The organism is Lysobacter cavernae (genome assembly GCF_042648505.1).
GTDB lineage: Bacteria > Pseudomonadota > Gammaproteobacteria > Xanthomonadales > Xanthomonadaceae > Lysobacter_L > Lysobacter_L cavernae.
Genome location: NZ_JBHRXK010000002.1, coordinates 268,428 through 291,445, shown reverse-complemented (window position 1 = coordinate 291,445; position 23,018 = coordinate 268,428). Strand labels below are relative to the sequence as shown.

The following is a 23,018-nucleotide window of genomic DNA, read 5'->3' as shown; positions in this document are numbered from 1 at the left end:
CATGCAGATCGTCGTCGACCCGCTGACCGGCCCCGAGATCGCCGCGCTGCTGCGCGCGCATCTCGACGAGATGCACCGCATCTCGCCGCCGGAGAGTGTGCATGCGCTCGACCTCGATGCGCTGCGCGCACCGGAGGTGACGTTCTGGAGCGCCCGCGACGGTGACGAACTGCTCGGCTGCGTCGCGCTCAAGCAACTCGGTGCTGACCACGCCGAGATCAAGTCGATGCGCACCTCGGCGCGGCACCAGCGCCGCGGCGTGGCTTCGGCGCTGATGGGCCACCTGCTGGAGCAGGCGCAGCGGCGTGGCTACCGGCGGCTGAGTCTGGAGACCGGGTCGCAGCCGGAATTCGGCGCGGCACGCGCCTTGTACGCACGCTTTGGCTTCCATGCCTGCGGGCCGTTCGCGCAGTACGCCGCCGACCCGTACAGCGTGTTCATGACCCGGATGCTGTGAGAAGGACGCAAACATGAAGAAGCCCAGACTCGTCGTGATCGGAAACGGCATGGCCGGCATCCGCACGCTGGAGGAGCTGCTCAAGCTGGTGCCGGGGATGTACGACATCACCGTGTTCGGCGCCGAGCCGCATCCCAACTACAACCGCATCCTGCTGTCGCCGGTGCTGGCCGGCGAGCAGGCCTTCGACGACATCGTGCTCAATCCGTTGCCGTGGTACGCCGAGCACGGCATCACCCTGCACCTGGGCAAGGAGGTCACGCGGATCGACCGCGTGCACCGGCGCGTGATCGCCGCCGACGGCACGCAGGCGCAGTACGACCGCCTGCTGCTCGCGACCGGTTCGCTGCCGATCATCCTGCCGGTGCCGGGCAAGGAGCTGAAGGGCGTGATCGGCTACCGCGACATCCACGACACGCAAACCATGATCGACACCGCCCAGGTGAAGCAGCATGCGGTGGTGATCGGCGGCGGCCTGCTCGGCCTGGAAGCGGCCAACGGCCTGAAGCTGCGCGGCATGGACGTGACCGTGGTGCACCTGGCCGGCTGGCTGCTGGAGCGCCAGCTCGACCCGACCGCGGGGCAGTTGCTGGAGAAGTCGCTGGTCGAGCGCGGCCTGACCTTCCGCCTCAACACCTCCACCACCGAAATCGTCGGCAACGAGCACGGCGAGGTGGCGGCGGTGCGCTTCTCCGATGGCGAGGAGGTCGCCGCCGACCTGGTGGTGATGGCGGCCGGCATCCGCCCCAACATCGCCCTGGCGCAGGCGTCCGGCATCCACTGCAACCGCGGCGTCGTCGTCAACGACACGCTGCAGACCTTCGACCCGCGCGTGTACGCGGTCGGCGAGTGCGCCAGCCATCGCGGCATCGCCTACGGCCTGGTCGCACCGCTGTTCGAGCAGGCCAAGGTCTGCGCCAACCACCTGGCGACGTTCGGCATCGGCATCTACAAGGGCTCGGTGGCGTCGACCAAGCTCAAGGTCACCGGCATCGACCTGTTCTCGGCCGGCAACTTCATGGGTGGCGACGGCACCGAGGAGATCGTGCTGTCCGACCCGGCCGGCGGCGTCTACAAGAAGCTGGTGCTCAAGGACGACCGGCTGGTCGGCGCCTGCCTGTACGGCGACACCGGCGATGGCGGCTGGTACTTCAAGCTGATCAAGGACGCCAGCCCGGTCGACGAGCGCCGCGACCAGCTGGTGTTCGGCGAGAAGTCGCTGGGCGATGCCGGCACCGCCGGCCAGGACCGCGCCAGCACCATGGCCGACGGCGACGAGGTCTGCGGCTGCAACGGCGTGTGCAAGGGCACGATCGTCAAGGCGATCAACGAGCAGGGCCTGTTCACCGTCGACGAGGTCAAGAAGCACACCAAGGCGGCCAGTTCCTGCGGCTCGTGCACCGGCCTGGTCGAGCAGCTCCTGATGAACTGCCTGGGTTCCAATTTCCAGGAGACGCCGAAGACGAAAGCGGTGTGCGGCTGCACGGCGCACACGCACGCCGACGTGCGCAAGACCGTCCGCGAACACCGGCTGTTCACCCATCGTGCGGTGTACGACTTCATGGAATGGCGCACGCCCAACGGCTGCGCGACCTGCCGGCCGGCGATCAACTACTACCTGATCTCGACCTGGCCGCGCGACGCGGTGGACGACCCGCAGAGCCGCTTCATCAACGAGCGCGCCCACGCCAACATCCAGAAGGACGGCACCTACTCGGTGATACCGCAGATGAAGGGCGGCGTGACCAATGCCGGCGAGCTGCGCCGCATCGCCGATGTCGCCGACAAGTACGCGATCCCGATGGTCAAGGTCACCGGCGGCCAGCGCATCGACCTGCTCGGGGTGAAGAAGGAGGATCTGGTCGAGGTGTGGCGCGACCTGGGCATGAAGTCCGGCCACGCTTACGGGAAGTCGATCCGCACGGTGAAGACCTGCGTCGGCAGCGAGTTCTGCCGCTTCGGCACGCAGAACAGCACGCAGATGGGCATCGACCTGGAAACGATGCTGGCCAACATGTGGAGCCCGCACAAGGTCAAGCTGGCGGTGAGCGGTTGCCCGCGCAACTGCGCCGAGTCCGGCATCAAGGACGTGGGCATCATCGCGGTGGATTCGGGCTGGGAAATCCATATCGGCGGCAACGGCGGCATCAAGACCGAGGTCGCCCAGTTCCTGGTCAAGGTCAAGAGCGGCGACGAGGTGCGCGAGTACACCGGCGCGTTCCTGCAGCTGTACCGCGAGGAGGCGTACTACCTCGACCGCACCGTGCACTACATCGAGCGCGTCGGCATGGACTACATCCGCCAGCAGGTCGTCGATGACGCGGCCAACCGCCGCGCGCTGTTCGAGCGCCTGCTGTACGCGCTGGAAGGCCTGCCCGACCCGTGGGCGGCGCGCATCGCCGGCACGCAGGCGCGCGAGTACCAGCCGCTGCGCATTCCGGCGCAGCTGGTCGAGGCGGAGGGTTAGGCATGGCGGCAATCCTCGAACCACAGGCCGCTACCTGGGTCCGCATCTGCCAACTCGACGACATCCCTGCGCTCGGCGCGCGGGTGATCCGGCGCGACGGAGCGGACGACATCGCGCTGTTCCGCACCGCCAGCGGCAACGTGCACGCGCTGCTCGACCGTTGCCCGCACAAGGGCGGGCCGCTGTCGCAGGGCATCGTCGCCGGCGAGAGCGTGACCTGCCCGCTGCACGGCTGGAACATCGCTCTGGCCAACGGCGAGGCCTGCGCGCCCGACGTCGGCTGCGCGCGCACCTACCCGGTGCGCGTGGACGACGGCGAGGTGTGGCTGGCGCTGCCGGCGGTGCCATCGAACGGAGGCGATGGCTGATGGACGGCGCCGGCGTGTCGATGGTGCAGCGCGAGCGCAGCTTCACCCGCTCGACCTGCTGCTACTGCGGCGTCGGCTGCGGCGTGGTGATCGAGGCCGAGCACGACGCCGATGGCAACGCCCGCATCATCGGCATCGAAGGCGACAAGGAACATCCGGCCAACTTCGGCCGCCTGTGCAGCAAGGGCCGCAACCTGCCGCAGACCGCGCGCAGCCCGCACGGCCGCGTGCTCATGCCGGAACTGCGCCACCAGCGCCATGAAGCGCGCCATCGCGTCGACTGGGCGGTCGCGCTCGACACCGTCGCCGACCGCCTGGCCGATATCGTCCAGCAGCACGGCCCGGACGCGGTGGCGTTCTATATCTCCGGACAACTGCTGACCGAGGACTACTACGTCTTCAACAAGCTGGCCAAGGGCCTGCTCGGCACCAACAACATCGACACCAACTCGCGCCTGTGCATGTCCAGCGCGGTGACCGGCTACAAGCTCGCGCTCGGCGCCGACGGCCCGCCGACCTGCTACGAGGACCTGGAGCTGGCCAAGACGGTGCTGTTTGCCGGCAGCAACGCGGCGTACGCGCACCCGGTGCTGTTCCGCCGCCTGGAAGAAGCCCGCGAGCGCGACCCCGACGTGCGCTGGATCGTGATCGATCCGCGCCGCACCGACACGGCCGCTGTCGCCGACCTGCACCTGGCGATCCAGCCCGGCACCGACGTGGCGCTGTTCAACGGCATGCTGCACCACCTGGTCTGGGAAGGCCTGGTCGACAGCGAGTACATCAAGGCGCACACCGAAGGCTTTGCCGGACTCAAGCAGCTGCTGCGCGACTACACGCCGCGGATGGCGGCGGAACTGTGCGGCATCGCCGTGGCCGACCTGGTGCAGGCGGCCGAATGGTTCGGCCGCAGCCCGGCGGCGCTGTCGCTGTACTGCATGGGGCTGAACCAGTCCGCACACGGAACCGACAAGAATCTCGCGCTGATCCACCTGCACCTGGCCACCGGCCAGATCGGCAGACCGGGCGCCGGCCCGTTCTCGCTCACCGGCCAGCCCAACGCGATGGGCGGGCGCGAGGTCGGTGGCATGGCGACGATGCTGGCCGCGCACCGCGAGATCGGCGACGCGCAGCATCGTGCCGAAGTGGAAGCGTTGTGGAGTCTGCCCGCGCACAGTCTCTCGGCGAAGCCGGGGCTGGCGGCGGTGGAACTGTTCGAGGCCGTGCGCAGCGGCAAGGTCAAGGCGGTGTGGATCGCCTGCACCAACCCCGTGCACTCCATGCCCGACATCGGCCGCGTGCGCGAGGCGCTGCAGCGCGCGCAGTACGTGGTCGTGCAGGAGGCCTTCGCCGACACCGACACCGTGCCGTACGCCGACGTGCTGCTGCCGGCGGCGAGTTGGGGCGAGAAGGAAGGCACGGTGACCAATTCCGAACGGCGCATCTCGCGCGTGCGACGCGCGGTGCCGGCACCGGGACAGGCGCAGCCGGACTGGTGGATCGCCAACGAGGTCGCGCGCCGTATCGAGGCGCGCCTGGCGTCGCCGGGCGCGGCGCCGCTGTTCGATTTCGACGGCACCGCGGCGATCTTCGACGAGCACCGCCGCCTCACCGTCGGCCGTGATCTCGACATCGGCGGGCTCGACTACGCAGTGCTGGAGTCGCAGGGACCGCAGCAGTGGCCGTTCCCGGCTGGCGCGCAAGGTGGGCAGCCGCGCCGCTACGAGGACGGCGTGTTCGCCACCGCCAACGGCCGCGCGCGCTTCCACGTCACGCCCTACAAGCCGGTGGCCGAGCCTGTATCAGCGCGCTATCCGCTGCGCCTGCTCACCGGCCGCCTGCGCGACCAGTGGCACGGGATGTCGCGCACCGGGCGCGTGCCCGGGTTGTTCGCGCACAGCCCGGAGCCCGGGCTGCGCATGAACCCCGGTGACGCCGCCCGTCGTGGCCTGCGCGCCGGCGAGCTGGTGCGCATCGCCAGCAAGCGCGGCGAGCTGGTGCTGCCGCTGGAGCTGTCGGATGAGGTCGGCTCCGGCACCGTGTTCGCGGCGATGCACTGGAGTGGGCAGCACCTGTCCAGCGGCGGCATCAACGAGGTCAGCCAACCGGCGTTCGATGCGCGCTCGTTGCAACCCGAACTCAAGCACGCCGCGGTACGCGTGGAGAAGGCCGCGTTTGGCTGGCACCTGCTGGCGGCGCGGCGCGGCGACCCGCTGGCGCTGCGGGCCGCGGTGCAGCCGCTGTTGAAGGATTGCGACTACGCGGCGGTTTCGCTGCAGGCCGAGCCCGGCGCAGACGAGCGAGCAAGCGCCTGGCTGGTGCTGCGTGCCGCCGCCGACACCGCGCGGTCCGCCGACTGGCTGGCGGCCCTGACCGACGCGCTGGCGCTGCAGCCGGGTGCCGACACGCTCGAATACCGCGACGCCCGCCGCGGTCTGCTCAAGCGCGTGGCCTGGCGCGGCGAGGGTGGAGACAGCCGCATCGACGGCCTGCTGCTGACCGATACGCAGCGCAATCCGACCAGCGAATCGCTGCTCGACACCGCGTTGTCCGCGCAGCTGTGGAGCGGCTCGCGGCTGGCGGTGTTCGCCCATGCCGGCGGCGGTGCACGCGACGCGGTGGTGTGCACCTGCCTGCAGGTGACCGAGTCGGCCATCCGCGCACAGGTCGTGCAAGGCGCCGACGTCGCCGCGCTCAAGCAACGTCTGGGCTGCGGCACGGTCTGCGGCTCGTGCCTGCCGCAGCTGGCGCAGTTGTGTCGACAGCCGCAGCGGGCGTGACGCGCGTCGATGACACCAATCACAGGAGGCCACATGCACGACGAAACCACCCGGTCCCCGCGCGGCGACAAGCCCGAAGTCGTGCTGCTGTCGGCCGGCCCCGGCGACCTGGAGTTGCTGACGATCAAGGCCGTCAAGGCATTGGCGGGTGCGCAGGTGCTGCTGCTCGACGAACTGGTCAATCCCGAGATCGCGACGCTGGCGCCGCAGGCGCGGGTGATCCGCGTCGGCAAGCGCGGCGGCTGCCGTTCCACGCCGCAGGACTTCATCTGCCGGCTGATGCGCCGCTACGCGCTGCAGGGGGAACGCGTGGTGCGGGTGAAGGGCGGCGAGGCGCTGCTGTTCGGCCGCGCCGGCGAGGAGATCGCCTTCCTGCGCGCATCCGGCATCGAGGTGCGCATCGTCAACGGCATCAGCGCCGGTTTCGCCGCCGCCGCCGGCCTGGGCGTGTCGCTCACCCACCGCGACCACTGCCACGGAATCACCTTCGTCACCGCCCACACCCACGACCACGGCGAACCCGACTGGGCCGCACTGGCCGCCACCGGCACCACGCTGGCGATCTACATGGGCATGCGCCGGATCGAATCGCTGGCGGCCGGGCTGCTGCGCCAGTTGCCGGCGCACACGCCGGCGGCGGTGGTGCAGTCGGCCAGCCAGCCCGACGAGGCCCGCCTGCTGACCACGCTCGGCCGCCTGACGGCCGATGCGCGCGCGCTGCGGCTGGCAAGCCCGGGCGTGATCCTGGTCGGCGCTGCGCTGGCGCAGGCCAGCAACCCGGTGGACGCATCGACCCCGGCCTGCGACGCGCCTCAGCGCAGCGCGTGATCCGGCACGTCGAGGTCGAGCGACAGCGCCAGGTGGTCCGACTGCGCGGCCGGTAGCGCCTTGGCGCCGGAGTACTTGAGGCCGTCGCCGACCAGGATGTGGTCGATCGCGCGCTGCGGGCGCCAGCTCGGGAACGTCGGCACGTTGCCGTCCGGCGGCTGCAGGCGGGTGCGGCGGAACAGCTCCTGCATCTCGGGGCGGTCGATCGAGCAGTTGAAGTCGCCCATCAGCACCGCGTGAGGGTGGTCGTGCAGCAGCTCGGCGATGAAGCTCAGCTGCGAGGCGCGCGAGGTGGCGCCCAGCGACAGGTGGGCGACGGCGATGGTCAGCGCGTCGTCGCCGTCGCCGAAACGCGCGACCAGCACGCCACGGCCGGAGATGCGGCCGGGCAGCGAGTGGTCACTGACCTCGCGCGGCTCCAGCCGGCTCAGCAGGCCGTTGGCGCTGGAGGCGACGCCGCCGACGCGGCGGTTGGGCTGGTGGCTCCAGTAGTCGAAGCCACCGCGCTGGGCGAGGTAGTGGGTCTGGTTGGTGAAGCCCGAGCGCAGGCTGCCCGGGTCGCTCTCGTTGAGGCCGACGATGTCGTGCGCGCCGGCCAGCTGCGCGATGGTGTCGAGGCTGCCGCGCTTGTTGCCCGCCGGCAGCACGTGCGACCAGCTGCGCGCGACGTAGTCGTGGTAGCCGCGCGTGCTGGACCCCGCCTGGATGTTGGCACTGAGCAGACGGAGCCGGCGCATGGTCATGCGGGCGCGACGGTTGCGATCAGCCGCCCGCCTTGGCCCGTTCCTGCGCGACCAGGTGGTCGGTGATGCGCAGGGTGTCCTCGAAGTTCTTGCCGATGACCTTGTACTTGCCGTTGACGACGAGGTTGGGCGTGCTGTCGACGCCGCTGCGGGTGATGAACTGCCCGGCGCGCTTCATCTTGGCGGCGATCGCGAAGCTGGCCATGGTGCTGGCGAACTGCTTCGGGTCGGCGCCGTACTGGGCGTAGAAGCCGGCGATCTGGTCGTTGGTCGGCAGCGGTTGCACCGGCATCGAGCGCTCGACGTGGATCGCGTTGAACATCGCCGCATGGCTCTGGTCGAGCACGCCCATCGCCTGCGCGGTGTAGAACGCCTTGGCGTAGGGCTCCCAGTAGCCGCCGAACGGCGCAGCCAGGGCCACGAACTTCACGTCGGCCGGCTGCTTGGTCTTCCAGGCCTGGATCAGCGGATCGAAGGTGGCGCAGTGCGGGCAGGTGTAGCCGAACACCTCGACCACCTCGATCTTGCCGTTGCCGGGCTCGTAGGGCTGGCCGCCGGCGATTTCGACGTAGTCGGTGCCGGCGACCGGAGCCGGGCCGCTCGGCGGCGTCGCTGCGGCGGCCGCGGCCGGCGCGGCTTCGGTGGTGGTCGTCGGTGCCGCCGCCGGTGCGGCCTCGGTGGTCGCCGGCGCGGTCGGCGCGGCGGTTTCGGCCGGGGCCGGCGCCTGCGGCGAGCTGCACGCGGACAGGGCGAGGAGGGCGGTCAGGGCCACCGGAAGGAGGGACAGGCGCGAGGTCATGGATCGGATTCTCCGCAAGGCTGAGAGGGGCCGGCGGGCAGCGCAGACGTTGCGCCGCCGGTCAAAGGATCACTGGAGCAAGGATAACGGCCGCTGTACCGGGGCGGGGCGCCGTGGTTAACGTTTGGCGCCGGCGCGTTCGCGCGCGACCAGCTGGTCGGCGATGCGCAGCACGTCGTCGAAGCTGTTGCCGAGCACGCGGTACTTGCCGTTGACGACCAGGGTCGGGGTGGCCTCGACGCCGCTGCGTTGGATGAACGCGTCGGCCTGCTGCATGCGTGCCGCGACCGCTGGGCTGTCGTAGGCCTGGATGAAGCGCTGCGGGTCGGCGCCGTACTTGGCGTAGAACGCGGCGATCTCCTGCGGCGCCGGGTTGCGCAGCGGCAGGCTGCCGTCGCTGTGCAGGGCCAGGAACATCGCGTCGTGGCTCTTGTCGAGCAGGCCGAGCGACTGCGCGGCGTAGAACGCTTTGGCGTACGGCGTCCAGCCGCCGCCGAACGGGGCGGCCAGTGGCACGAAGTGGACGTCGGCGGCGTGCCTGCTCTTCCATGCCGACACCTGCGACTGGAAATGCGCACAGTGGATGCAGGTGTAGCCGAACACCTCGACCACCTCGACCTTGCCCTTGACCGGGGCGAACGGCTGGCCGCCTTCGATCACCTCATAGTCGGTGCCGGCCACCAGTGCCGGTGCGGCCGGTTTGTCGGCGGCGAGGGCCAGCGTGGGCAGCAGGGCCAGCAACAGCAGGGCAAGCAGGAGCGGACGGCGCGTCATCGGCGTGGGCTCATCGGGGTGGGGCGATGGAAATAAAAACGCCGGTCGTGAACTCACGACCGGCGCACCAAACAACAAGGAGTACCGCTGTGACCGCAGTCACCGGCGAAAGTTCACGAGCCGGTGGTCGGGGTCGCCGGGGCCGGTTCGGGGGTCGGCGCCGGGGCGGCGGCCGGAGCCGGCATCGCGGCGGCGGCGAGGTCGTCGCTGCGCGCGTGCAGGCCCTGCAGGTAGCTGGCCAGCGAGCCGATTTCTTCGTCGCTGAGCTGCTTGGCCACGGTCGCCATCACGTTGAACAGGTGCGGGTCGCGCTCGACGGTGGTACCGGTGCGGTATTCCTCGAGGCGGCGCTGGGTGTAGGCGGCCTGCTGGCCGGCGATGTGCGGGTAGGCCGGGCCGGGGTTGCCGGCGCCGTCCGGGCCGTGGCAGGCCAGGCAGGCCGGGATGCCGCGCGACGCGTCGCCGGCCAGGAACAGCTGCTGGCCGACCTCGAAGAACTTCTTGTCCTTGTTCGGGCCGCTGGCGATCACGGTGTCATCGGCGACGCCGGCACCGGCTTTCTGCGTGGCGAAGTAGGCGCCGAGGTCGCGCGCGTCCTGCGCGGTCAGCGCGTCGGCGTACGGCTTCATCACCGCGGCCATGCCGGTGCTGCGCTCGCCGCTCTTGAACAGGGCGATCTGGTGGGCGATGTAACGCTCGCTCTGGCCGGCGATGCGCGGGTACTGCGGATCGGTCGGGTTGCCGTCCAGGCCGTGGCAGGCCGCGCAGGTGCCGGCCTTGGTCTGGCCCGCCTTGACGTCGCCCCACACGACCTTCTCCGGCGCGCCGTTGAGCGGCGCGGTTTCGACCGGTGCATGGTCGGGGACCGGGTTGACCGTGGTCTGGGCGTAGGCGACGGCGGCGACTGCGATGGCAGCGACGCCGAGGAGGCCGAGGACGCGGGCTTGGCTCATGTAGCTGGGCTCCGAAACACTGGGATGGCGGGCCGCTGCGCGGACGCCGGAACCGCGGAATTATCGTCGCCGCTCCCGGTCGGGTCAACGCGGATCGGCCTTTGCGCCTGCCTGGGCAAGGTCGTCGGGCACCGCGGCCGGGTGGCCGGTGGCGCCGACGCGCGATCTTGGACATGCGATCCTAGGCGCATGTCCAATCCCCTAGCCCGCGCCAAATACCTGCTGGCGGCGCACAACGCCCGGCAACTGCCGCCCGACGGTGGCTTCGAGGTCGCCTTCGCCGGCCGTTCCAACGCCGGCAAGTCCACCGCGCTCAACGCGATCTGCCAGCAGAACGCGCTGGCGCGGGTGTCCAAGACCCCCGGCCGCACCCAGCAGCTGGTTTATTTCGACGTGCCCCCGCACACCGACAAGTACCTGGTCGACTTGCCCGGCTACGGCTACGCCAAGGTGCCCAAGGACCTGCAGGCGCACTGGCAGGCCTTCATCGACGACTACTTCCGTACCCGCGCCGCGCTCAAGGGCCTGGTCGTGGTGATGGACATCCGCCACCCGCTCAAGGAGTACGACCGGCAGATGCTCGGCTACGCGGTCAGCCGCGGCCTGCCGGCGCACGCCATCCTGACCAAGGCCGACAAACTCGGCCGCGGCGCCCAGGGCAACGCGATGCTGGCGGTGCGCAAGGAGATGACGGCCGAGTACCGCGACGCGGTCAGCGTGCAGGTGTTCTCGGGCGAGTCCAAGCAGGGCGTCGACGAGGCGCGCGCGGTGATCGGCGGCTGGCTGCAGCTCTAGCAGCCGACGGCGCCGGCGATTCCGGCGCCGCGGGTGGGGCGATCAGCCGCGCCGGGCGACCCATGCCCCGTGCGACGGCAAGGCCAGGAACGTGCCGTCGAGGAAGCCGCTGGGCAGGCCATGGCCTTCGACGCGGTGCCAGCGGCCGTCGCCGATCCGTCGGTCTTCGAGCTCGATCTCGACCGGGCGCGACGACAGGTTGAACGCCAGCAACAGCGCGTCGTCGCCGCGGCCACGCACGAATGCGATGACCGGTTCGGGCGTGTCGATGAATTCGATGGCGCCGTGCAGCAACGCCGGTTGCGTCTTGCGCCAGTGCAGGAAACGCCGGAAGCCGTGCAGGGGCGACTGCGGGTCGGCTTCCTGCGCCGCCACCGACAGCGGCAGGTGCGCGGCGGGGATCGGCAGCCACGGCGCCCCGCGGCTGAAGCCGGCGCCGGCGCTGGCGTCCCACGGCATCGGCGTGCGGCAGCCGTCGCGGCCTTTGAAGGTCGGCCAGAACGCGATGCCGTAGGGGTCGCGCAGCGCTTCGAACGGCACCTCGGCCTCGGGCAGGCCCAGCTCCTCGCCCTGGTAGACGCAGACCGAGCCGCGCAGCGAACACGCCAGCGCGCTCAGCTGCGTGGCGTGGTGCGGCGGTTCGTCGCCTCGTCCCCAGCGCGTGACCACGCGTTGCACGTCGTGGTTGGAGATCGCCCAGCACGGCCAGCCCTCGGACATCTGCGCTTCCAGCGTCTGCACGGTGCCGCGGATGTAATCGACGCTGTGGTCGTCAGTCAGCAGTTCGAAGCTGTAGCCCATGTGCAGGCGGCCGTCGCGCGTGTACTCGTCCATCGTCGCCAGCGAGTCTTCCGAGGAGATCTCGCCCAGCGCGACCGCGCCCGGATAGCGGTCGAGCAGCGCGCGCAGGTCAGCCAGGAACGCCAGGTTCTCCGGCTGCGTGTTGTTGTGGTGGTGGTACTGGAACGCGTACGGGTTGTCGGGACTGAAGCCACGACCGACCCGCAGTTCCGGCGGCTTGGGCGGGTTGTCGCGCAGCTGCGCATCGTGGAAGCAGAAGTTGATCGCGTCCAGGCGCAGACCGTCGACGCCACGATCGAGCCAGAAGCGCACGTTGTCGAGCACCGCCGTGCGCACGTCGGGATTGTGGAAGTTGAGGTCGGGCTGCGAGGCCAGGAAGTTGTGCAGGTAGTACTGGCCGCGACGCGGCTCCCAGCGCCAGGCGACGCCGCCGAACAGCGACAGCCAGTTGTTGGGCGGCGTGCCGTCATCGCGCGGGTCGGCCCACACGTACCAGTCGGCCTTGGGGTTGTCGCGGCTGGCGCGGCTTTCCTTGAACCAGGCGTGCTCGGCCGAGGTGTGGCTGAGCACCTGGTCGATCATCACCCTCAGGCCGAGGTCGTGCGCCTTGGCCAGCAAGGCATCGAAGTCGGCGAGCGTGCCGAACAGCGGGTCGACCGCGCGGTAGTCGGCGATGTCGTAGCCGAAGTCGGCCATCGGCGACTTGAAGAACGGCGAGATCCAGATCGCGTCGACGCCGAGGCCGGCGACGTAATCGAGTTTGTCGATGATGCCGCGCAGGTCACCGACGCCGTCGCCGTCGTGGTCGCGGAAGCTGCGCGGGTAGATCTGGTAGATCACTGCGCCGCGCCACCAGGTGTCGCCGTGCCTGCGCGCCGAGTCGTGCACATGCGTGCTCTGCGCGTGCGTGTCCTGCCGTTCTGCCGAGTCGTTCAACCGCCACCCCGTCGCTGCATGAGCGGCACACGTGCGAGGACGCGGCCGCGGAATGCAGGCGAGCTTACCGATCGCGTACCGCATGACCAGCGCCTGCATACGTATTCAGCGCAATGCTGCATAGCAGCACGATGCGGCGATGTGATCGCAATGTGCGGTTCTTGTCATGAATACGTATGCAGAGTGCGTTGCAAGACGAATCGCCTGCCTAAGATTGGCCGCACCGAAGGCAATGGCTGCCGCGGCGTGACATTTCGCACTGCCGCGCGTCATCGCGCCGCGACAGAACACCGACACCGCTTCTGGGAGGGGGCATGTTGAAATTCAAATCGGCTTCATTGAAACCCAATCTGTTGACCGTGGCGCTGGCCTCGTTCGGCCTGTGCAGTTCCTGGACCGTGTGGGCCGCCGATCAGGCCGCCGCTGCACCGCAGGCGGCCAGCGACACGGTCGCGGCGCAGCCGGCGGCCACGCCGGGCGCGCACGAGCTCGATGCGGTGACCGTGACCGGCAACCGCCGCGAGCAGTCGATCCAGGAATACGCCGGTTCGATCCAGGCGTTCACCGGCGACGAGCTGGAAAAACTCGGCGTCAACACCGACTTCCGCAACCTGCAGAACGTGGTGCCGGCGCTGCAGATCACCAAGCAGGAAGGCAAGTACGAGATCTACCTGCGCGGTATCGGCGCATCCGACTCGGACTTCTCGTCCGACCCGGCGGTGGCGACCTACTACAACGGCATCTACCTGCCGCGGCCGCGCTCGATCGGTCCGATGTTCTTCGACGTCGAGCGTGTGGAAGTGCACAAGGGCCCGCAGGGCACGGTGCGCGGCCGCAACGCCGCTGCCGGTTCGATCAACGTGATCTCCAAGCGGCCGGAGATGGACGCCTTCAGCGGTGACCTCAAGATCGGCGCGGGCAACTACGACTTCCGCAGCTACGAGGGCACGGTCAACATTCCGCTCGGCGAGACGCTGGCCGCGCGCGTGGCGTTGTTCAACGAGTCGCGCGACTCCTACATCAGCAACGGTTATCCGTTCGACCTGCAAGGCCCGGGCGCGATCGACAACTCGGCCGCGCGCGTGACGTTTCTGTGGGAACCCAACGACAAGTTCTCGGCCTTTGTCATGCTCGACAAGGTCAAGGAAGAGGGCACCGGCGACCCGGGCATGTTCACCGAGCGCGCGCAGTCCGCCGGCTACGACATCGACGACCTCGATGACCCGTTCAAGCAGTACTTCCGCACCCAGGGCGAGACCACCAACGACATAGAAGGCATCTCCGGCACCTTCACATACGACTTCACCGATGCGGTGTCGATGGAGTTCAGCACCTCCTACCGCAAGTACGACTTCTACAACCGCAATTCCTCGCGCGAGTGGCAGCTGGGTCCGGTGTACCCGGGCAGCGAGGTCGAGGCGTATCACAATCCGGAACGCCTGCAGTGGTCCGACACCTTCATGCAGGCCGACAAGTCCAGTACCACGACCAACGAGCTGCGCTTCTTCGGCGACACCGGTCGCCTGATCTGGTCGGCAGGCGTGTTCAATTACGAGGAGACGTACGACTACGTGTCGTGGGACGTCGGCAACGGTTACTGGGGTGACTGCGAGTGGTTCGCGCCCGGCACCACCTGCGGCTGGCAGGACGGTCTCGGCGGCGAGAACCGCGGTGACGGCTCCAAGGTCCAGTCCAACGCGGTCTATGGTGACTTCACGTTCTCGGCGACCGACAAGCTGCGCCTGCTCGGCGGCATCCGCTACACCGACGACAAGAAGACCGCGCGCGATCGTCACGTCAAATACCAGTTCGTCGTGCCCGATGCGTTGTTCGAGGACTTCTTCGGGGTGCCGCCGAACACCACCACCACGCCGTGGACCACCGGCCTGACCCTGCTGTCGCCGGGCTTCAAGCTGCGCGACCCGGGCGACCGCATGCCGGTGCCGACCGTGTGCACCAACAACGACTGGACCCCGGCTACCACCGCCGGCTGCAGCAACGGCATCGACTACTTCCTCAACGGTTTCGCCAGCCTGGGCTTCCAGGACAACTGGGACGAGTTCCTCAACGCCTACCGCGACCAGATCGACGTGATCACGCGCTCGGACTACGGCCCGGGCGCGACCAGCATCAGCGTCTACGACGACAGCTACGTCGACTGGCGCGTCGGCGCCGAGTACGACTTCGATGACGCCAAGATGCTGTATGCGACGGTGTCCACCGGCACGCGTTCGGGCGGCCTGAACCGGCCGATGTCGCTGGCCGACGGTACCTTGCTGTCGATCACTTTCAAGCCCGAGCAACTCACCTCCTACGAGGTCGGCTACAAGAGCGACCTGGTCTGGGGCGAAATGCCGGTGCGCTTCAACGCCGCCTTGTTCTATTACGACTACAAGGACAAGGTGCTGCAGAACATGATCGACGTGCCGATGCCGACGCCGGACAACCCGAACGCGGTGTCGCGCCAGGTGCTCAACGACAACGCCGCCGACGCCAACGTACTGGGTGCGGAGTTCGAAGGCCGCTTCGGTTTCGACCACGGCCTCAGCCTGGGCTACAACTTCACGTACCTGGACACCGAGTTCAAGGACTCCGACGTGCTGGACACGCGCTCCAGCCTGATCGTCCCGCTTGACGGCAACCGCCTGCCCAACACCTCCAAGTACAACGCCAACGTCAATCTGTCGCAGACGATCGGCGTCAACTGGGGCGCGGTGAGTTCGTTCGACTGGACCATCAACCTCGCTTATCGCTCCGACTACTACCTGACCGCGTACAACAGCCGCGGCTGGGGCGAGGATGCCAACGGCAACGTCATCGAGATCCCGCTGGCGCAGATGGCCTTCAACAACGGCTCCAACCCGGCCGGCGCCGGCCCGGCCGCGACCGGTCTGGCGATGAACGACAAGGTTGACGGCTACACCACGCTGAACCTGTCGGCCGGCCTCAACTTCGGCGAGGACGAGCGCTTCCGCATGGATGCCTTCGTGTCCAACCTCACCGACGAGGTCTATTCGGGCAAGGGCTTCGTCAACAACTCGGTCAATATCCGCTATCTCAATACCCCGCGGATGTACGGGCTGCGCTTTGCGGCGAAGTTCTGAAGCACCGGTGCTGCCGTTCCCGCGTGAGCGGGAGCGACTTGGCTCTCACCCCGAAAGGGGTGAAAGTCACGGGGTCTGACGATCCCCGGCCATCGCGCAAGGCGCGATGGCGTTCAAAGCCGCGTGACATGCACTTCAATGCATGTCACAAGCGCGGTCCATCACCCCCGCTTCGGCGGGGATGACGGCCTTACCCAATCGCCTGGCCGGCGACACCACCGAGCACGCCCACGAATGACGTCCAAACCGCAGCTGTCGTTCTGGCAGATATGGAACATGTGCTTCGGCTTCCTCGGCATCCAGTTCGGATTCGCCCTGCAGAACGCCAACGTCAGCCGCATCTTCCAGACGCTCGGCGCGAGCATGGACGACATCCCGGTGCTGTGGATCGCCGCGCCGCTGACCGGGCTGATCGTGCAGCCCATCGTCGGTTACCTGTCCGACCGCACCTGGACCGGCCTGGGCCGGCGCCGCCCGTACTTCCTGATCGGCGCGGTGCTGGCGACGTTGGCGCTGTTCGCGATGCCCAACTCGCCGACGCTGTGGATCGCCGCCGGCCTGCTGTGGGTGCTCGACGCGTCGATCAACATCTCGATGGAGCCGTTCCGCGCCTTCGTCGGCGACCAGCTGCCGACCTCGCAGCGCGCCAGCGGCTACGCGATGCAGAGTTTCTTCATCGGCATCGGCTCGGTCATCGCCAGCCTGTTGCCGTGGCTGCTGGCGCAGGCCGGCGTCGGCAACACCGCCGGCCCCGGCGAGGTGCCGGACACGGTGCGCTATGCCTTCTACTTCGGCGGCGCGGTGCTGCTGCTGGCGGTCGGCTGGACCGTCGTGCGCACGCGAGAGTACCCACCGGAGGTGCTGCGCGCGCACGACACCCTGCCGCGCCCGCCGCAGCGGCCGCTCGACCACGCGCGCGCGCGCCGCAACGGTTTGGGCTGGCTCGCGCTCGGCGCGGCCGCGGCATTCGCGGTGCTGCACTACGGTCTCGACAAGCAGCTCTACATCCTCGCCGGCCTGCTCGCCGGCTACGGCCTGGCCCTGGTCGTGGTCACGCTGATGTCCCGCGACAGCGCCTTCGCCCACATCGTCGGCGACCTGCACGACATGCCTTTGGTGATGCGCAAACTGGCGGTGGTGCAGTTCTTCTCCTGGTTCGCCCTGTTCGCGATGTGGATCTACACCACGGCCGCGGTGACCGGTGTCCACTACGGCAGCAGCGACACCGGTTCGGCCTTGTACAACGAGGGCGCCAACTGGGTCGGCGTGCTGTTCGCCGCGTACAACGGTTTCGCCGCGCTGGCGGCCATCGTGATTCCGTGGATGGTGCGCCGCATCGGCCTGCGCATGAGCCACCTGATCAACGTCAGCCTCGGCGGTCTGGGCCTGATGTCGTTCCTGCTGATCCGCGACCCGCACTGGCTGCTGCTGTCGATGGTCGGCGTCGGCTTCGCCTGGGCTTCGATCCTGTCGCTGCCGTATGCGCTGCTGTCCGACAGCGTGCCGGCGGAAAAGATGGGCGTGTTCATGGGCATCTTCAATTTCTTCATCGTCATCCCGCAACTGGTCGCGGCCAGCCTGCTGGGGTTCCTGCTCAAGGCCTTCTTCGGCGGGCAGCCGATCCAGGCGCTGACCATCGGCGGCATCAGCCTGATCGTGGCGGGCCTGTGCGTTCTGCGCGTGCACGAGCCGCGGATACAGGCCGTCGCCGCGGTCGCCTCGAAATGACGTGCGTAGCCCGGGCAAGGCCGGAGGCCGCAGCCGGGTGTTGCGCATCCAACATCTCCCCGGGTGCGCTGCGCTTACCGGGGCTACTGTCGGAAACCCTGGAACTCGCATGCGCGGATTGACCCTGCTGCCCCTGTTGCTCGCCAGCGCCACCGTGTCGGCCGCCGACTACTACGGCACGCTGGAACCGTTCGCCAGCGAAGCGGTGTACTTCGTCGTCACCGACCGCTTCGTCAACGGCGACACGAGCAACGACCAGCGCGAACAAGGCGGCCCCGACCCGGCCACGCGCAGCTTCGACCGGCCCGTTCCCGGCCCGGACGGCGAGAGCGACAACATCGGCTACCTCGGCGGTGACTTCAAAGGCGTGATCGACAACGCCGGCTACATCCGCGACATGGGGTTCTCGGCGGTGTGGATCACGCCGATCGTCGACCAGCCCGATGCGGCGTTCACCGGCGGCAAGCCGGTCAGCTGGGGCAGCTTCTGGACCGACCAGGGCAAGACCGGCTACCACGGCTACTGGGGCGTGAACTTCTACCAGCTCGACGAGCACCTGCCCAGCCCGGGCCTCGACTTCGCCGGTTTCACCCAGGCCATGCACGGGCAGCAGCTGAAGGTCGTGCTCGACATCGTCGGCAACCACGGCTCGCCCGCGTTCACGATGCCAAAACAGCTGCCCAAGTTCGGCCAGGTGTTCGACCGCGACGGCCAGCTTGTCGCCGACCACCAGAACCTGTCGCCGGCACAGCTCGACCCCGGGCACAACCCGCTGCACGCGTTCTTCCGCACGCAGGTGGAGATCGCCGAGCTGGCGAGTTTCGACGACCGCAACCCGGCGGTGCTCGATTACCTGTCCGGCGCCTATCTGCAGTGGCTGTCGCAGGGCGCGGACGCGCTGCGCATCGACACCATCGGCTGGATGCCGCACGCGTTCTGGAAGCAGTTCGCCGACCGCATGCGCGCGCAGCGCCCGGGCCTTTTCATGTTCGGCGAGAACTTCGAGTACCACCCCGACAAGATCGCGCCACACACATGGCAGCAGAACGGCGCGATCAGCGTGCTCGATTTCCCGCTCAAGGAACGCATGGCGCAGGTGTTCGGACGCGAAGGCAAGGGATTCGAGCAGCTGCCGCCGCGGCTGTACCTCGATGACGGCCCGTACGCCAACCCGTACGAGTTGATGACCTTCTACGACAACCACGACATGCCGCGCATGGACGCCAGCGACGACGGTTTCATCGACGCGAACAACTGGCTGTTCACCGCGCGCGGCATCCCGGTCGTGTATTACGGCTCGGAGGTCGGCTTCATGCGCGGCCGCGCCGAGCATGCCGGCAATCGCAACTACTTCGGCCAGGACCGCGTTGACGCTGCGGTCGGGCATCCGATCCGCGAGAACCTCAAGCGCATCGCCAAGCTGCGGGCGGCGTCGCCGGCATTACAGCGTGGCCTGCAGCTGAACGTGCTGATGAAGAGCGATCGTGCCGCGTTCTATCGCGTCTACCAGCACGAGGGCGTTTCACAGATCGCGCTGGTGCTGCTCAACAAGGGCAGCCAGCCGGCGCCGTTCGAAGTGAAGCACTGGCTGCAGCCGGGCCAATGGCGCGCCGCCATCGGCGGTGGCGAAGTGGTGGTCGGCGAACGCAGCACGCTGACGGCGACGGTGCCGGCGCATGGGGTGGAGGTGTATCTGCTGGACGCACCGGTGACGCAGGCGGCGCTGCGGCGCGAGCTGGGCAAGGCGATGCGGGTGAAGCGGCCGCGCTGACTGCGATCCCTCTCCCTGGCCGCGTGCGGCGGCCTATCCCTCTCCCGCGAGGGGAGAGGGATAACCCGAGCTTCGATCGAATCGCTTTTCCTTCTCCCCTTGTGGGAGAAGGTGCCCGAAGGACGGAAGAGGGGGCGCTCTTGCTGCTACGCCCCGCTCGACTTGCGCACCACCAGCGACGCCGGCAGCGTGATGCTCTGCGTCGTCTCGCCCATGACCTGGCGCATGAGGGTCTCCACCAGCAGTTCGCCGGCGCGCTTGGTGTCCTGGAACACGGTCGTCAGCGGCGGCGTGGCGAAGCGCGCCATCGGGATGTCGTCGAAGCCGACCACGGCGATGTCCTCGGGCACGCGCAGGTCGGCGTCGGCCAGGGCGCGCATCGCGCCAAGCGCGATCAGGTCGCTGGCGGCGAACACCGCGTCGAAGGCGCCGCCGCGTGCCAGCAGCTCGCCGGCGGCGGCGTAGCCGTCTTCCTCGGAGCTTTCCGCATCCACCTGCAGGATCGCTTCCATCGCGCCGCCGACTTCGCGCAGTGCGGCGTCGCAGCCGCGGAAGCGGTCGAAGAATTCCGGACTGTGGCTGGAAGCGCCGCCGAGGAAGGCGATGCGGCGGCGGCCGAGGCCGACCAGGTGCTCGCCTGCCAGGCGCCCGCCGTTGAAGTTGTCGCAGCCGATCGACAGCCCCGGCTGGTCCGGCAGCACCGCACCCCAGCGCACGAAGCGCGTGCCCTGCGCGACCAGCTTCTCCAGCTTGCCCTGGTACGCGAGGTAATCGCCGTAGCCGAGCAGGATCAGGCCGTCGGCCTTCATGCTGTCCTCGTAGTCGGCGTGCCAGTCGTCTGACAGCTGCTGGAACGAGATCAGCAGGTCCTGGCCCTCGCGCGCGCAGGCACGGGTGATCGAGCCGAGCATCGACAGGAAGAACGGATTGATGTGCGATTCGTCCGGAGTCGGGTCCTCGAACAGCAGCAGCGCCAGCGTGCCCGAGCGCTGCGTGCGCAGGCTGGAGGCATGGCGGTCGACCTTGTAGTTGAGCTCGCGCACGGCGGCCTCGACTCGTTGGCGCGTCTCGGCGTTGACCAGCGGGCTGCCGCGCAGCACCCGCGACACGGTCGCCTGCGAGACACCGGCCTTGTGGGCAATGTCGAACGAGGTGGTCTTGGTCTTCTTGCTGCGCGAAGGGAGCTGCAGTTGCGACATGGCAGCAGTGTAGTGAGCGCGGCGATACAAGGCATGCCGCAACGCGGCACGGCATCGGTGTCTCAGGTGGCGATGCCGAACAACCGTCCGACCAGCGACGATGCCACCATCGCCAGCGCTCCCCAGAACACCACCCGCAACGCACCGCGCAGGACGCGGGCACCGCCGACGCGCGCGGCCAGGGCGCCGGACAGGAACAGGCTGGCCAGGGTCACCGTGATGGTGATCGGTTCTACCTGTCCGGCTGGCGCCAGCAGCACCGCTGCGATCGGCAGCGTCGCGCCGCTGCTGAACGCCGTCGCCGATGCCAGCGCTGCCTGCACCGGGCGCGGACGCAGCGTCTCGGTGATGCCGAGTTCGTCACGCGCGTGCGCCGCCAGTGCGTCGTGGGCGCTGAGCTGTTCGGCGACCTGCCGGGCGAGCTCCGGTTGCAGGCCGCGGCGGACGTAGATGTGGGTCAGCTCGTTGAGCTCGTACTGCGGCGCCTGCGCCAGCTGACGCCGTTCGAGGTCGATGTCGGCGCGCTCGGTATCGGCCTGCGACTGCACCGACACGTACTCGCCGGCGGCCATCGACATCGCCCCGGCGACCACACCGGCGATGCCGCTCAAGAGCACCGCCGAATGGGTCGCGCCGCTCGCGGCCACACCGACCACCAGGCCGGACACCGAGACGATGCCGTCGTTGGCACCGAGCACCGCCGCGCGCAACCAGCCGACGCGGCCGGAGCGGTGGGTTTCCCGGTGCAATGGGTGCATCGCAGGTCCTGCGGTATCGACAGTGGCGGCCGCGTCGCGGCGGGAGGCATTCAGATTCATGGCCGCAGCGTATACCCAAGGATGCGCCGGCGGACTGGGCGCGCCAGCACGCGGGCCGCGACCGCTGCCAGTGGGCGGCTCGCACTACAGCGTTGCAAGACCGGCATTGTTCGCCCCGGGCCGGCCGCTACACTGCCCGGGACTTGCGATCAGGGGCGGCGTCCCAACATCGCAGTCAGGACGACGACATCCGCTGCCGCGGTGTCGCGGCCGCTTCCGCGCCGTGGCTTCATCGCGCGAGCAGGGCATCGGGCCTTGCAGAGGGGTTCCATGTGCGAGGTGTCTGTGTCCGGTCCCAGTCAGGTCAAGGAAATTGCCATTGCCGCGGGAGCCGAGGGGCGCACGCAGCTGATCGACTATCTGGCCTCGGGCGCGCGCGCGCGCTCCGACTGGAAGATCGGTACCGAGCACGAGAAGTTCGGCTTCCGCAGCGACGACCTGCGCCCGCCGACGTTTGACGGCGAGCGCGGCATCGAGGCGCTGCTCAAGGGGCTGACCCGGTTTGGCTGGTCGCCGGTGACGGAACATGCCGATGATGGCGCGCAGCGCGTCATCGCGCTCAGTCGCGAGCAGGCCTCGGTGTCGCTGGAGCCGGCCGGCCAACTGGAGCTGTCCGGCGCGCCGCTGGCGACGCTGCACGACACCTGCTGCGAGACCTCCAGCCACCTCAAGGAGGTGCGCGCGGTGGCCGAGCCGATGGGCCTGGGCTTCCTCGGCATGGGCTTCCAGCCCAAGTGGCGCCGCGACGAGATGCCGTGGATGCCCAAGGGTCGCTACAAGATCATGCGCGAGTACATGCCCAAGGTCGGCTCGCTCGGCCTGGACATGATGACCCGCACCTCGACCGTGCAGGTCAACCTCGACGTCGGCTCCGAAGCCGACATGGTCAAGAAATTCCGCGTGTCGCTGGCGCTGCAGCCGATCGCGACCGCGCTGTTCGCCGACTCGCCGTTCACCGAGGGCCAGCCCAACGGTTACCTGAGCTACCGCTCGCACATCTGGACCGACACCGATCCGAACCGCACCGGCCTGCTCGACTTCGTGTTCGAGGACGGCTTCGGCTATGAGCGTTATGTCGACTACCTGCTCGACGTGCCGATGTACTTCGTCTACCGCGACGGTCACTACATCGATGCGTCCGGGCAATCATTCCGCGATTTCCTCGACGGCAAGCTGCCGGCCTACCCGGGCCAGCGGCCGCTGCTGCGCGACTGGGCCGACCACAGCACCACCGCCTTCCCCGAGGTGCGGCTGAAGAAATACCTGGAGATGCGCGGTGCCGACTCCGGCCCGTGGAACCGCATCTGCGCGCTGCCGGCGTTCTGGGTCGGCTTGCTCTACGACGACACCGCGCTCGACGCCGCCTGGGACCTGGTCCGCGACTTCACCCTGGCCGAGCGCCACGCCTTGCGCGATGGCGTGCCCAAGCATGCGCTCAAGCTGCCGTTCCGCCGCGGCAGCGTGCTCGACCTGGCCCGGCGCGCGCTGGAGATCTCCGCGCATGGCCTGCAGCGCCGCGCCCATCACAACAGCAACGGCGCCGACGAGTCGGTCTACCTCGCGCCGATGATGGAGTTCGTCGAGGCCGGCATCACCCCGGCCGAACGCAAGCTCGAACTCTTCCATGGCGCCTGGGGTGGCAACGTCGACCCGGTGTTCACGCAGTTCGCGTACTGAGTGACGCGCGCTGCGGCACCGGG

17 protein-coding genes are annotated in these 23,018 nt (G+C 68.8%); 10 read left to right on the top strand and 7 right to left on the bottom strand.

From position 1 onward, the window contains the following. The first annotated feature begins 1 nt into the window (after nt 1). From ACFOLC_RS05725 to cobA, 5 genes are read left to right on the top strand one after another with little or no spacing between them, the layout of a single operon-like run. Nucleotides 2–457 carry a GNAT family N-acetyltransferase gene (locus ACFOLC_RS05725; protein ID WP_386758268.1) on the top strand — a complete coding sequence of 152 codons (456 nt, stop codon included), beginning with the start codon at nt 2–4 and terminating at the stop codon, nt 455–457. Between the two features lie 13 nt (nt 458–470). Next, the gene (gene nirB, locus ACFOLC_RS05720; RefSeq protein WP_386758267.1) at nt 471–2,924 is read left to right on the top strand and encodes a nitrite reductase large subunit NirB; all 2,454 of its coding nucleotides are present in this window, start codon (nt 471–473) and stop codon (nt 2,922–2,924) included. A gap of 2 nt (nt 2,925–2,926) precedes the next feature. After that, complete coding sequence (gene nirD / locus ACFOLC_RS05715; protein ID WP_386758266.1) at nt 2,927–3,292, top strand: nitrite reductase small subunit NirD; 366 nt, start codon at nt 2,927–2,929, stop codon at nt 3,290–3,292. After that, nucleotides 3,292–6,069, top strand: coding sequence for a nitrate reductase (locus ACFOLC_RS05710; RefSeq protein WP_386758265.1), 2,778 nt, complete (start codon nt 3,292–3,294; stop codon nt 6,067–6,069). The genes nirD and ACFOLC_RS05710 overlap by 1 nt, the downstream gene beginning before the upstream one ends. A 33-nt stretch (nt 6,070–6,102) precedes the next feature. Beyond that, nucleotides 6,103–6,897, top strand: a complete 795-nt coding sequence (cobA, locus tag ACFOLC_RS05705; RefSeq protein WP_386758264.1) for a uroporphyrinogen-III C-methyltransferase — start codon at nt 6,103–6,105, stop codon at nt 6,895–6,897. Here the strand turns inward: cobA and ACFOLC_RS05700 are convergent. From ACFOLC_RS05700 to ACFOLC_RS05685, 4 genes are all read right to left on the bottom strand, one after another. Continuing rightward, the gene (locus ACFOLC_RS05700) at nt 6,882–7,619 is read right to left on the bottom strand and encodes an endonuclease/exonuclease/phosphatase family protein (RefSeq protein ID WP_386758545.1); all 738 of its coding nucleotides are present in this window, start codon (nt 7,617–7,619) and stop codon (nt 6,882–6,884) included. The genes cobA and ACFOLC_RS05700 overlap by 16 nt on opposite strands. A gap of 40 nt (nt 7,620–7,659) precedes the next feature. Continuing rightward, a complete protein-coding gene (locus ACFOLC_RS05695) occupies nt 7,660–8,439 on the bottom strand; it encodes a thiol:disulfide interchange protein DsbA/DsbL (RefSeq protein ID WP_386758263.1) in 780 nt (259 codons plus the stop codon). Between the two features lie 117 nt (nt 8,440–8,556). Further along, nucleotides 8,557–9,213 carry a thiol:disulfide interchange protein DsbA/DsbL gene (locus tag ACFOLC_RS05690; protein WP_386758262.1) on the bottom strand — a complete coding sequence of 219 codons (657 nt, stop codon included), beginning with the start codon at nt 9,211–9,213 and terminating at the stop codon, nt 8,557–8,559. 113 nt (nt 9,214–9,326) lie between these two features. Beyond that, nucleotides 9,327–10,166, bottom strand: coding sequence for a c-type cytochrome (locus tag ACFOLC_RS05685; protein WP_386758261.1), 840 nt, complete (start codon nt 10,164–10,166; stop codon nt 9,327–9,329). A 189-nt stretch (nt 10,167–10,355) separates the two neighbouring features. Between ACFOLC_RS05685 and yihA the strand changes: the two genes are divergently transcribed. After that, nucleotides 10,356–10,961 carry a ribosome biogenesis GTP-binding protein YihA/YsxC gene (yihA, locus tag ACFOLC_RS05680; protein ID WP_386758260.1) on the top strand — a complete coding sequence of 202 codons (606 nt, stop codon included), beginning with the start codon at nt 10,356–10,358 and terminating at the stop codon, nt 10,959–10,961. A gap of 42 nt (nt 10,962–11,003) precedes the next feature. On the opposite strand, the gene ACFOLC_RS05675 is transcribed toward yihA, so the two are convergent. Beyond that, entirely contained in the window at nt 11,004–12,650 is a 1,647-nt protein-coding gene (locus ACFOLC_RS05675; protein ID WP_386758544.1) for an alpha-glucosidase, read from the bottom strand. Nucleotides 12,651–13,012: 362 nt separating this feature from the next. Here ACFOLC_RS05675 and ACFOLC_RS05670 point away from each other — a divergent pair, with 362 nt between their 5' ends. The 3 genes from ACFOLC_RS05670 to ACFOLC_RS05660 all read left to right on the top strand — a co-directional run bounded on the left by ACFOLC_RS05670 (nt 13,013) and on the right by ACFOLC_RS05660 (nt 19,301). Next, entirely contained in the window at nt 13,013–15,802 is a 2,790-nt protein-coding gene (locus ACFOLC_RS05670; RefSeq protein ID WP_386758259.1) for a TonB-dependent receptor, read from the top strand. Nucleotides 15,803–16,036: 234 nt separating this feature from the next. After that, a complete protein-coding gene (locus tag ACFOLC_RS05665) occupies nt 16,037–17,530 on the top strand; it encodes an MFS transporter (protein ID WP_386758258.1) in 1,494 nt (497 codons plus the stop codon). A 109-nt stretch (nt 17,531–17,639) separates the two neighbouring features. Beyond that, complete coding sequence (locus ACFOLC_RS05660; RefSeq protein WP_386758257.1) at nt 17,640–19,301, top strand: alpha-amylase family glycosyl hydrolase; 1,662 nt, start codon at nt 17,640–17,642, stop codon at nt 19,299–19,301. 146 nt (nt 19,302–19,447) lie between these two features. Here ACFOLC_RS05660 and ACFOLC_RS05655 read toward each other — a convergent pair whose 3' ends face one another. Together ACFOLC_RS05655 and ACFOLC_RS05650 are read right to left on the bottom strand one after the other, a co-directional pair. After that, nucleotides 19,448–20,500, bottom strand: coding sequence for a LacI family DNA-binding transcriptional regulator (locus ACFOLC_RS05655; RefSeq protein ID WP_386758256.1), 1,053 nt, complete (start codon nt 20,498–20,500; stop codon nt 19,448–19,450). 62 nt (nt 20,501–20,562) lie between these two features. Further along, a complete protein-coding gene (locus ACFOLC_RS05650; protein ID WP_386758255.1) occupies nt 20,563–21,258 on the bottom strand; it encodes a VIT1/CCC1 transporter family protein in 696 nt (231 codons plus the stop codon). Between the two features lie 345 nt (nt 21,259–21,603). Between ACFOLC_RS05650 and ACFOLC_RS05645 the strand changes: the two genes are divergently transcribed. Then, nucleotides 21,604–22,995 (top strand): glutamate--cysteine ligase, encoded by a 1,392-nt coding sequence (locus tag ACFOLC_RS05645; protein WP_386758543.1) that lies wholly within the window; start codon nt 21,604–21,606, stop codon nt 22,993–22,995. The last annotated feature ends 23 nt before the right edge of the window (nt 22,996–23,018 follow it).